The 10,798-nt window shown below is 69.4% G+C and carries 11 protein-coding genes and 2 pseudogenes; 6 read left to right on the plus strand and 7 right to left on the minus strand.

The window, feature by feature from the left end; all coding sequences use genetic code 11:
- Positions 1 to 114: 114 nt before the first annotated feature.
- From ACWDA7_RS45335 to ACWDA7_RS45345, 3 genes and pseudogenes are all read right to left on the minus strand, one after another.
- Positions 115 to 474: a transposase gene (locus tag ACWDA7_RS45335; RefSeq protein ID WP_450613089.1), complete on the minus strand. Its 360-nt coding sequence runs from the start codon at positions 472 to 474 to the stop codon at positions 115 to 117.
- Positions 461 to 562 (minus strand): annotated as a pseudogene (locus tag ACWDA7_RS45340) (IS6 family transposase); the annotation flags it as partial. The pseudogene ACWDA7_RS45340 and the gene ACWDA7_RS45335, both read right to left, overlap by 14 nt.
- Positions 563 to 728: 166 nt before the next feature.
- Positions 729 to 2,222, minus strand: a complete 1,494-nt coding sequence (locus ACWDA7_RS45345) for a PucR family transcriptional regulator (protein WP_450613072.1) — start codon at positions 2,220 to 2,222, stop codon at positions 729 to 731.
- 136 nt (positions 2,223 to 2,358) lie between these two features.
- Here ACWDA7_RS45345 and ACWDA7_RS45350 point away from each other — a divergent pair, with 136 nt between their 5' ends.
- The 5 genes from ACWDA7_RS45350 to ACWDA7_RS45370 all read left to right on the plus strand — a co-directional run bounded on the left by ACWDA7_RS45350 (position 2,359) and on the right by ACWDA7_RS45370 (position 7,207).
- Positions 2,359 to 3,837 carry an APC family permease gene (locus tag ACWDA7_RS45350; RefSeq protein ID WP_450613074.1) on the plus strand — a complete coding sequence of 493 codons (1,479 nt, stop codon included), beginning with the start codon at positions 2,359 to 2,361 and terminating at the stop codon, positions 3,835 to 3,837.
- A complete protein-coding gene (locus ACWDA7_RS45355; protein WP_450613076.1) occupies positions 3,834 to 4,532 on the plus strand; it encodes an SDR family NAD(P)-dependent oxidoreductase in 699 nt (232 codons plus the stop codon). Before ACWDA7_RS45350 ends, ACWDA7_RS45355 begins: the two co-directional genes overlap by 4 nt.
- A complete protein-coding gene (locus tag ACWDA7_RS45360) occupies positions 4,532 to 5,302 on the plus strand; it encodes an SDR family NAD(P)-dependent oxidoreductase (RefSeq protein ID WP_450613077.1) in 771 nt (256 codons plus the stop codon). The genes ACWDA7_RS45355 and ACWDA7_RS45360 overlap by 1 nt, the downstream gene beginning before the upstream one ends.
- 64 nt (positions 5,303 to 5,366) lie before the next feature.
- Positions 5,367 to 6,341, plus strand: coding sequence for an agmatinase (gene speB / locus ACWDA7_RS45365; RefSeq protein WP_450613079.1), 975 nt, complete (start codon positions 5,367 to 5,369; stop codon positions 6,339 to 6,341).
- Between the two features lie 17 nt (positions 6,342 to 6,358).
- Positions 6,359 to 7,207 (plus strand): polysaccharide deacetylase family protein, encoded by an 849-nt coding sequence (locus ACWDA7_RS45370; protein ID WP_450613081.1) that lies wholly within the window; start codon positions 6,359 to 6,361, stop codon positions 7,205 to 7,207.
- Between the two features lie 296 nt (positions 7,208 to 7,503).
- Here the strand turns inward: ACWDA7_RS45370 and ACWDA7_RS45375 are convergent, their stop codons facing one another.
- A complete protein-coding gene (locus ACWDA7_RS45375; RefSeq protein WP_450613083.1) occupies positions 7,504 to 7,716 on the minus strand; it encodes a hypothetical protein in 213 nt (70 codons plus the stop codon).
- A 415-nt stretch (positions 7,717 to 8,131) separates the two neighbouring features.
- Here ACWDA7_RS45375 and ACWDA7_RS45380 point away from each other — a divergent pair, with 415 nt between their 5' ends.
- Positions 8,132 to 8,725 carry a YdeI/OmpD-associated family protein gene (locus tag ACWDA7_RS45380; protein ID WP_450613085.1) on the plus strand — a complete coding sequence of 198 codons (594 nt, stop codon included), beginning with the start codon at positions 8,132 to 8,134 and terminating at the stop codon, positions 8,723 to 8,725.
- A gap of 93 nt (positions 8,726 to 8,818) precedes the next feature.
- Here ACWDA7_RS45380 and ACWDA7_RS45385 read toward each other — a convergent pair whose 3' ends face one another.
- The 3 genes and pseudogenes from ACWDA7_RS45385 to ACWDA7_RS45395 form a co-directional block, all read right to left on the minus strand.
- Positions 8,819 to 9,301 (minus strand): hypothetical protein, encoded by a 483-nt coding sequence (locus ACWDA7_RS45385; protein ID WP_450613087.1) that lies wholly within the window; start codon positions 9,299 to 9,301, stop codon positions 8,819 to 8,821.
- Positions 9,255 to 10,265, minus strand: coding sequence for an ISL3 family transposase (locus ACWDA7_RS45390; RefSeq protein ID WP_450613091.1), 1,011 nt, complete (start codon positions 10,263 to 10,265; stop codon positions 9,255 to 9,257). The genes ACWDA7_RS45385 and ACWDA7_RS45390 overlap by 47 nt, the downstream gene beginning before the upstream one ends.
- Positions 10,266 to 10,624: 359 nt before the next feature.
- Positions 10,625 to 10,798 (minus strand): annotated as a pseudogene (locus ACWDA7_RS45395) (oxidoreductase); the annotation flags it as partial.

A 10,798-nucleotide genomic window follows, 5' to 3' on the forward strand; every position in this document is an offset into this window, starting at 1 on the left:
GACCACGGACACGATCCGTGTCGCCGGACGCGGCGCGAACGCGGGAGACCAGTGCATCCACCACCGTTCGGGATGCGCCAGTTGACCAGGATTGGATACAAGACTCACTCCTGTTCACTGACTAGGAACGGTTTCCGTGCTGTACGGCTGTCGTGGACTATCCCGGTAGGGGGTTGCCGCTGCCCGCACCGACTGGGAGTCCACGATCGCGGCCGTCGGGTCCGCCATGCGACCCTCCTTTTCCCGCACGCGGTCGCGCAGCAGGTGGTGGAACTCGGCGAGCAGGCCCGTCACCTGCCAACGGCGGGCGAAGGCGTGCACACGCCAGTACGGCGGAAAATCCGCCGGCAGGTTGGCCCACTTGACGCCGTTGTCGACCGCATAGCGCACTGCATCCAGCATCCAATGCCACGAAGTTAAGCGCCCAGCGGCGGTATCAAGCGTGGCGGGAGGCAGAAGGGTGGCTGTTCTCAGCCCGGTTGTTCAGGCCTTTGTGGGAGCGGTGTTCGACCGAGGACATCAGCTCCCGGTGGGCGGTGCCGTAGGAGCGGAGCTTGTGGGTGATCATGCCCCTGGGCACCCGCTGCTGCTTCGTCACGCGCTTGGTCGGGACCCCGTGGGCCGCACGCGGTTACACGGTTGCTTCTGGGCCCGAGGCCGGGCTCCCTGCGGCGATCCGGTCCCGAGGACGGCGTGCCCAGCTTGCCCCGTTCCTGGGATGGCACCCGTCAGTCGGTGCCTGCGGCGAGTTCCTTCGCACGCAGCGCGAGCCACAGTTCGGCGATGTCGGCCGTCTCGGAGAGGTTGCGGCCGGTGATCTCCTCGATGCGGCGGATCCGGTAGACCACGGTCTGCCGGTGGACGCCGAGCGCTTTGGATGTCGTCTCCCAGGAGCGTCGGCAGGCGAGGAACGTCTCCAGCGTGTGCAGCAGGCCGGGGGTGTGCTGGGCCTCGTGTTGGAGCAGGGGGCCCAGGACGCGGTCCACGATCGTCTGGGTCTGGCCGGGGTCGTGCAGGAGCGCCGACAGGACGGTGACGTCGGCGTAGATGGCGATTTGGCCGGGGGCGGCCGTGCGCAGCGCCCAGGCCGCTTCGCGGCGGGCGGCAGCGGCGCGGTCTGCCGTGCCCAGGGGGTTGCTGAGGCCCATTGGGGCGAGGGCCCCCAGACGGCGGCGAAGCAGGTCCAGGGCCTGGTCGGACGGCTCGAGTGCCAGGTAGAGGACGTTGTCCCGGCGGAGCAGCAGGTGGGGGATGTCGCGGCGGGTGAGGGCCAGGTGCAGCCGGCGTTCGTCGGTTTCATCGCCGCCGGTGGCGGCGATCAGGGCGCAGCGGTCGGGGGTCAGGCCGTGCCCGGCGAGTCCCTGGGCGGCTTCGTGGTCGCTCAGGCGGGCGTCGATGAGCTGGGAGAGGAGTTCGGCGCCGAGCCGGCGGTCGTGTTCGTGCTGGACGGCTCGGTGGGAGAGGAGGACGGCGGCGGCGGTGGCGGCGTGCTGCAGCAGTGCGGTGTCGGGGATGGGTGCGTGGAAGTCGAAGGCGATGAGGACGGTGGGTTCTTCGTAGGGCACTTCGACGGCGATGCCCTGGTGCTGGGTGCCGCGCAGGTGGACGACGCCCGGGAGGGTGCCGTGATGGCGGGCTGTCTCGGTGAGTAGGGCGCCAACGAGGTCGGTGGGGGATGGGGGGTTGTGGGACAGGGCCTCGCGGCCGGTTTCCGTGTCGACGAGGGCGAGTCGGCAGCCGAAGTCCCGGGCCAGTTCGCGCAGGGCGTTGGTCTTGGTGGGTTGGGTGACCGTGTGCCGTACGGCGCTGTAGATGCGTTGCGTGAGTAGGGTGCGGCGGGCCTCGTGCTGGGAGTGCGCGTCGGCGACGGCGCGGGTGAGCGCGGTGAAGCTGACTGAGTAGGGCGCCTGGACGACGGGGAGTTGCAGCTGGTCGGCGGCCTGGCGTGCGGCGGGGGTGAGGGGTGGTGTGTGGTCGTCCATGCCGATGACCAGGCCGCTGGCGCCGAGGTCGCCCAGCCGGTGGAGGAAGTCGGCCTGTTTGGCAGCGGCGCGCGGCAGGGTCCGGCCGTTCTTGAGGAGGAGTTCCCCGCCGGTCATCCACTGCCAGGGGGTGTCGAGGTCGGACGAGTGGGCCCAGGCGATGTCGTTGGTGAGCCCGGCGGCGCCCGCCACCACGGTGAGGCGTAGATGGGGCATGTCGACCAGATCCGATACCTGCATCGCGCCCTCGCTTCCATGCCTCCGACGATCCATCTAGTTTAGGAAGATCGTTTTATACGAATCAAGTATTTCCTATCCCGAGGGTGCGGGCGATGCTCCTTGGCAACGTCCGCACCGTGCCGCAAAGGAGCCACGGATGAACCTGACCTCGCAGGTTTCCCAGCGCGAAAGCCAACCCGCTGAAACCGCACGGCTCCATCGAGGCTTCACCCTGCGCTCCGCCCTGTCCTTGGCGTTCGCAGACGTCTCGCCGATCGTCGGCCTGTACGGGATCTTCACGCTGGGCCTGTTCGCGGCCGGGCCGGGCTTTTTCTGGGCCTTCCCCGTCGTGCTGGTCGGCCAGCTGCTGGTGGCCGGCGTCTTCGGCGAGCTGTCCTCGCGGTGGCCGTTCGCGGGAAGCGTCTACCAGTGGGCGCGGCACGTCCGGGGAACGACCTGGGGTTGGGCCACCGGCTGGGCCTACATGTGGGGGCTAACCGTCGCCCTGTCCACGCTCGCCTACGCGGCGGCCGGCTTCGTGCTGGAGGTCGTGGGCGTCTCCCAGCCGAGCCGCATGCTGACGGCGGTACTGGCGGTCGCGATCATCGCCCTCGGCAGCTTCGCGAACATGATCGGCCGCAGGGTGCTGAAGATCCTCGTGGTGGCGAGCATCGTCTGCGAGATCATCGCCTCGGTCGGGCTGGGCACCGTCCTGCTGTTGTTCTACCGGGAGAATCCGTTCAGCGTCATGTTCCACGGCGTAAACCTGGGCGGCATGAACTCGGGCCCCATGCTCACGGCCGTGGCTTTCGTCGGCTTCTCCTTCCTGGGCTTCGAGGCCGCCGGCTCGATCGCCGAGGAGGTCGAGCAGCCCGAGCGCAACGTGCCGAAGGCGATCATCCTGGGCCTGCTGCTCGTGGCTCTGATCGTCATGTACTCCAGCCTGGCGTTGATCCTGGCGATCCCGCACCTGAGCCAGGTCCTGGCTTCCCAGACCGGCGACCCGGTGTCGGACACCCTGACCGCCCACCTCGGTGCGGGCGTCGCCAAGCCTTTGCTGGTGATGTTCGTGATCGGGTTCCTGTCCAGCTTCCTGGCCGTGCAGGCCGCGGTGTCCCGCTGCATCTGGGGCGCAGCCCGCGACCGCGGCCTGCCGGGCTCCGGCGTCCTGACCCGGCTGGCCGGCCGAGAGCGGCTCCCGGTGTACGCCATCGGCCTGACCGGCGTGGTGGCCGCGGCCCTGGTCTTCCTCGGCGGATCCGAGTTCTACAGCGTGCTCGTGAACACCACCGTCGTCGGCTTCTACGTCGCCTTCGGGCTTCCGGTCATCGGAGCCGCCCTCGCCCGCCTGCGCGGCCGTTGGGTTCCCGGGCCCTTCACCCTCGGCCGATGGGGCGCCCCGGTCACCTACCTGGCCTCGGTCTGGATCATCTTCGAGACCGTCAACGTGGTGTGGCCGCGGACCATGCCGGCCACCCCCTGGTACGTGAACTGGAGCATGCTGCTGGCCACGGTCGTGCTCGGGATCATCGGAGCCGGCGTGTACCTGAAGGTGCGCTCGCGCATCGCCGCCCCGATCGGGGAGCGCCTGGCCGCGCAGTCCGCAAACGGCGAGCAGGCGGGAGGCGCCCAGTGAGCACCGCATCCAGGACGGCACTGATCACCGGGGCGGCCTCCGGCATCGGCGCGGCCGTCGCCTGCGCACTGTCCCAGGCCGGGTGGACCGTGGTGGGCCTGGACCTCCACCCCGCCGCCGACGTCGACCTCGCGCTGACCGCCGACGTCTCCGACGCCGCCTCCACCGCGCAAGCCGTCCACCAGGCACACAAGGACCTCGGGCCGATCCACGCGGCGGTCACCGCGGCCGGGCACTACGAGTCGACACCGCTGGGGGACATCACCCCCCAGGCGTGGCGGCGGATGCTGCGCGTGCACCTCGGCGGGCTGCGCAACACCGCGCACGCCGTCCTCCCCGGGATGCTGGAGCAAAGCAGCGGCAGCATCGTGGCCGTCACCTCGGAACTGGCCATCGCCGGCGGTGACCGCGAAGCCCACTACGCGGCGGCTAAAGGCGCGATCATCGGCCTCGTTCGCACCCTGGCCGCGGAATACGCCCCGCAGGGGATCCGCGTCAACGCCGTGGCCCCCGGGCCCACCGACACACCGCTGCTGGCAGCCAATTCCCCTTGGCGTGACCCGCAGTACCTGCAGACCGTGCCCAACCGGCGGCTGGCGCGGCCCGACGAGATCGCCGCCGCCGTCCGCCTCGTCCTCGACCTGGACTTCTGCACCGGCGAGGTCATCTCCCCCAACTGCGGAACGGTGATCTGATGACGACTCGTCCGCCCCACCCCGGCCGGGTGGCACTGGTGACCGGCGCAACCCAGGGCATCGGCCGCGCCGTGGCCCTGCGTCTGGCACAAGACGGCGCCCAGGTGGGCGTCAACGCCCGCGAGAACAGCGCCGACATGGCCGAGGTGGCCGCCTTGACCGGCGGCTTCCCCGCACCCGCCGACGTGTCGTGCACCGAGCAGATCCACGCGGCCGTCGCGGCCATCGAGCAGGAACGCGGCCCTATCTCGGTGCTCGTGTGCAACGCCGCCTACATGACCATGGGATCCTTCCTCGACCACGACGAGGACGACTGGTGGCGCGTCGTCGACACCAACCTGACCGGCGCGTTCGACCTGGTGCAGGCCGTCCTGCCCGGGATGCGCCGACTCGGTGGCGGGCGCATCGTCATCATCTCCTCGGAGTGGGGCGTCACCGGCTGGCCCCGCGCCAGCGCCTACGCAGCGTCGAAGGCCGGACTGATCGCCCTGACCAAATCGCTGGGGCGCGAACTGGCCCCCGAGGGGATCATCGTCAACGCCATCGCTCCGGGCGTCATCGACACCCCGCAGCTCGAGGTCGACGCCGCCGACGCCGGCGTCACCCTCGCCGACATGCACGCCGAGTACGCCCGCGACATCCCTCTCGGGCGCATCGGCAGCCCGCACGACATCGCTGAAGCCGTCAGCCTGCTCACCGCACCGGACTTCGGCGCGCTCATCGGCCAGACCCTGCAGATCAACGGCGGCGCGACCCGGTGCCGGGCCTGACACCCCACGCACACCCGCGGCCAGGGCAGGCCAGCGCAACGACCCAGCAGCAAGGAGACACCACGTGACAGACCAAGGCCACATCCGCCACGACAACGGCGTGGTCGGCCAGGTGGACGGCACCAAGGTGCCCCGCTATGCGGGCTTCACCACCTTCGCCCGCCTTCCCCGCGCCCAGGACGTCGCCGACTTCGACGTGTCCGTGGTCGGCATCCCGTTCGACACCGGCGTCACCTACCGCCCCGGCGCCCGGTTCGGGCCGTCCTCCATCCGGCAGGCATCCAGGCTGCTGCGTCCCTACAACCCGGCGCTGGACGCGGAGCCGTTCCGCGACGCCCAGGTCGTCGACGCCGGCGACATCTCCTGCAGCCCCTTCAACATCACCGAGGCACTCGGCCAGGTCGAGCACGGGCTGCGGGAACTGATCGGCCAGGGGCGCCCCGTGCTGAGCCTGGGCGGCGACCACACCGTGGCCCTGCCGGCTTTGCGTGCCGTGCACGCCGTCCACGGGCCGGTGGCCCTGGTGCACTTCGACGCCCACCTGGACACCTGGGGCGAGTACTTCGGCGAACCGTGCACCCACGGAACCCCGTTCCGCATCGCCTCGAACGACGGGCTCATCGTCAAGGGCCGCTCGGCCCACGTCGGCATCCGCGGATCCCTCTACGACCGCCAAGACCTCCTCGACGACGCCGACCTCGGCTTCACGATCGTGCACTGCCGCGACATCGACCGGATCGGCGCCGACGGCGTCCTCGACCGCATCCTGGACCGCGTAGGCGACACACCCGTGTACGTCTCGATCGACATCGACGTCCTCGATCCCGCCTTCGCCCCCGCGACCGGAACCCCCGAAGCCGGGGGCATGACCAGCCGCGAACTCCTGGCGGTCCTGCGTGGCATGAGCGCCCTGCGTATCGTGGGCGCCGACATCGTCGAAGTCGCCCCCGCCTACGACCACGCCGAGATCACCGCCGTCGCGGCCGCGAACCTCGCCTACGAACTGGTGACCATCATGGCGACAGGCAAGCGGCAGTGAGCGTCCCCGCCGGGCCCGTGGCGTGGCCAGACGGCAAGCAGGCAGCAGCCGCGTTCACGTTCGACGTCGACGCCGAGTCGGCGGTCCTGTGGCAAGCCCCCCACAACGCCCACCGCATGAGCGTCATGAGCCACCAGGCGTACGGTCCGCTGGTCGGCGTGCCGCGGCTGCTGCGCCTGCTGGACCGGCACGCCATCCAGTCGACGTTCTTCGTCCCGGGCTACACCGCCCACCGCTACCCCCACGTCGTGCGCGACATCGTCGCAGCCGGGCACGAGGTCGCTCATCACGGATACCTGCACGAGCAGCCCACTGCCGTCGACGCCGCCGAAGAGGCAGCGAACCTCGACCGCGGCCTGGCCGCCCTGGAGGAGGTAGCCGGGATACGCCCCGTGGGATACCGCGCCCCCATGTGGGACCTGTCCTGGCGCAGCCCCTCGCTCCTGGCCGAACGCGGATTCCTCTACGACTCCAGCCTCATGGACGCCGATGTCCCCTACGAACTGGCCATCACACCGGGCGCGGCCCGCTCCATCGTCGAGATCCCCATCCACTGGGCCCTCGACGACTGGGAGCAGTACTGCTACCTGCCCGACATCAGCGGCAGCGGCATCATCCAGACCCCCACCGCGGTGCGGGAGCTGTGGCAGAGCGAGTTCGAGGGCCTGCGCGCCGCGGGCGGATGCTGGGTCCTGACCAACCACCCGTTCCTGTCCGGGCGCACATCACGCGCCCACCAGCTCGACCAGCTCATGGCCCATGTGACCGCCTGCACAGACGTGTGGGTCGCTTCCCTGGAGGACATCGCACGCCACGTCCGCACCCTCAGCCTGCCACCCCGCTCGATCGACATGCCGGAAACCTGAGCACTCCAAGCTCGACAGTCGGTGGCAGGCGGAGCGGCCCGGCTGCCACCCATGTCTTGAGAAGCCGTATCCCTATCGATCACGAGGACGGTTGATCGAACACGGCCCTTGGGCGGGTGATCTCGGCCGGGTGGATGCATTGAATACAGGGCCCCTTGGTAGCTCGGGTTTGCGACCACTCGAGTGCCAGGAGGCCCTGTTGTTCCAGTCTTGCGTGACGGTCCCCGTCTCGTCCAACTCCGGAGGGCAGCCGGAGGGCTACTGCCACCGCGTGATGCTCGACCAATGCCACGAAGTTAAGAGCCCAGCGGCGGTGTCAACGCATCAGGGAGAGTGATCTTGTAGGTGTTCGGCGCGGTGCGGATGAGTCGGCCGTTGCGGACCCAGTAGCAGAGTTGCGCGGTGAGGCTGCTGAGTGGGCGTCCCCAGGTGGGGAGCCCGAGAGGCTGCGCGAAGTCCCGGGTGTGCATGGCCTGGTTGGAGTTCGCGGCTCCCCGCTGCGTTTCCACCCCGCTGGGTCGCCAGTCCGCAGGTATTGAGCGTTGCGCCCTACGAGCCCCAGGTCTGTCAGCTTCGCACCGCTTTAGGAGCGAGTTTGCGCGATCACGGGTGTGACCTGCAGATTCCCTAGCTTGGCAGAGGCCAGCGGAACATACCTCGGTGAACCTCCGTTCCCCGTGAGTCCCCGTCCGATCTCGCACGAGCGTGGCACGGCCCAGGGACCGTTCCACGACCCCTGGATGCGAACTACGAGCGGGAGGGTCGTTGCATCGTTGGTCAGCATCGGCTGACCTCATACAGTCCCGAGACGGCCCGTCAGGCTTTCCCTGACCTCTTCTTTTTGGCGGCGCGTCGCCTCTGTCGTGGCGTCAAATTTATGCGCCCGGGCTGCCGTAGCCCGAATGCGTCACGACAATCGGCCGGGTGTGGTTCGCTGCTGGGGTGACTCAGGACTTGGAGATCGTCGCATTCGAATCCGCCGAGGCATTCCAGGCATGGCTCGGCGAGAACCACGCCGTCTCGTCCGGCATCTGGCTCAAGCTTCGCAAGAAGGGCCCCGGAATCGTCGCGCTGGACTACGCCCAGGCGCTCGACGTGGCACTCTGCTACGGCTGGATCGACGGCCAGAAGGCCAAGTTCGACGACCAGTGGTGGCTCCAGCGGTTCACCCCGCGCAAGCCGCGCAGCAAGTGGTCCAAGGTCAACCGGGACAAGGCGGCCGCCCTGATCGAGCAGGGCCGGATGCATCCGCCGGGGCAGGCAGAGGTCGACCGCGCCAAGGCGGACGGCCGCTGGGAGGCGGCCTACGACGGCGCGAAGACCGCCACGGTGCCGGACGACCTTGCGGTGGCCCTGGCCGCCGACCCGGCCGCCGCGGAGTTCTTCGAGACACTGGACCGGCAGAACCGCTACGCGATCCTGTACCGGGTCCAAGACGCCAAGAAGGCCGAGACCCGGGCGCACCGGATCGAGAAGTACGTAGCGATGCTAGCGAAGGGCGAGAAGCTGTATCCGTAGTCACGGAGAGGGACCGTGGCCGTGTGGTGGCCTGGGGCCCCGCCGCGCCTGCGGCCCCAGCCATCAGGCGCCCTCGCTGAGCGTAACGAAACGTCAGAGGCCCTGAGCAGGCGCACCGCTCAGGATTGAAGACCCCAGTTGGCTGGCATCGACCGCGTCGATCCAGGCAGGGAGCGTGGCGCCGAGGCGGCCGGTGAGGATCTGTCCGAAGTCGCGGACATGCCCGGCGGCCATGTCCAGTTCGGGGCAGCGGGCCAGGACGTCCTTCTGAGCGGCGCCGTCCTCCTCGGCCAGGGCCGTGGGGTGAGGGGTGAGCCAGCCGGTCACCTGGCGCACCGTCGGCGGGGGGAGCGCTCCGGCCGCAGCCGTGCGTAGGGCGGCGATGTGGGCACGAACCATCTGGTAGGTGACGGGCGCGTTGTCGGCGGGGAGCTCACGGTGGAGGTGGGTGACGCTGGTGCACTCCTCGGCGAATCGGCGTTCGAGGGAGGGCTTGTAGGGGTCCAGCGTGCTGGGGCGGGGCTGGTTCTCACGGATGGTGTCCTGCCAGCGTGCGGCGTTCGCGTATCGGAGCACGGTGTTGAGGCCCCAGCCCAGGTGCCGGCCGATCGCCCGGCGCGAGTGGCCTTGGGCGAGCATCTCGTGGACCAGGGCGTGTGCGGCTCGGCCCGTCGGCTGAGGGGTTCGCAGTCGTCCTGCGGCCGGACTCTGGGCGGGTCGTCTCCGGCAGTGTGCCGCTGGGCAACGGGCTACGCAGACAGTCGCGGTGGGCGGCCACGCAGGTCTCCACGGCCCGGCCGAAGCCCTGCCACAGATGGAACCGGTCAGCGACCTGCAGAGCCTCGGGGGCACCGCGCCGGGCGCCCTCGGCATAGGCGCCCGCCCGGTCCCGGCAGACGATCTCTACACCGGGATGACGGATCCGCCACGCGGCCAGCGGCCCGGCGTCACGCGTCGGAAGCACATCGACCACCTCATGGCCTTCTACGCAGGTCAAAACGGTGGAGTAGGTCCGGCTACGACGAATCGCGAAGTCGTCCACGCCCAGCACACGCGGCGTGCTGAACTGCGGATCCTGCAATGCCATGACCCCGCGCAACAAGGTCATCCTTCCCGCGCCGAAGCCCAGCTGGGCGGCCAGCCGCGCGCCGGCCGGCCCGGCCAGCGCGAGCCCCACCCGCTCCAGGGCATGGTTGAGCCGAGTGGTGAACCGTGCGTACGGGGCAGCCAAACGCGAGAACGGCTCAGCAAACGTCCGATGCGGACAGTCCGTCACCCCGCAGATGAAACGCCGGACCACCAACCGGATCACGAAACCCTGTTCAGTATGCGGAAGATCCTTCAACCCGCGCTGGTATCGGTCGTGCACCCGGTCCGAGAAGCGGCCGCAGTCCGGACACTCCGCCCCAGGCATACGGCCTCTCGCCACCACCTCGACCGTGCCGAACGCGGCCGTCACCGCCTCGACATCCAGGTCGTCGATTCCGGCGAACACCAGCGAGTCCCAGAACGCTGCATTGGTCAGCATGACCAGCACCATCACGGCCCACAGCTGACCATGACAGCGACGACCAACGACCTGGCGGAGCGTGATTTCCAGACGCCAGACGGCAAGGCGTACGCGGTTTCACACGACGCCGCCTCTCACAATCGAACACCGAGGTGACACTCCGCGACGAGTCCCCAAGATCTGTGCCAGAACCGAGTTTTGGCAACGCCGAGGGTCCGTCTGGGCTGGGCCGTCTCGCTGTCAGCCCCGGCCTTTACCATGCTCGGTTATGACCGATGACGTGCTCGACTACTCTCGGCCCAGGCGAAGCCCTTCGCCTGGACGAAGACCGCGGACGAGATCCTCGAACGCCTTGCCGGATATTTGAACCGAATTCCCGACTCAGGACGCTAGACGGCCGCGGCCGCCTGGGCCCGCTCCTGTACGACGCGGCGGCGCCGGGTCGGCATCCCGAGCATCGGGTTGGCAACGCCCCAGGCCGCGCCTTTGCAGACCAGTTCCTTGTAGACGGCGGCGAGCCGTCCTGTCAGGGCCGCCTGGACGGCGCGGTCGTCGGCGGTGAC

The sequence above is a fragment of the Streptomyces sp. NPDC001156 genome (assembly GCF_053598275.1).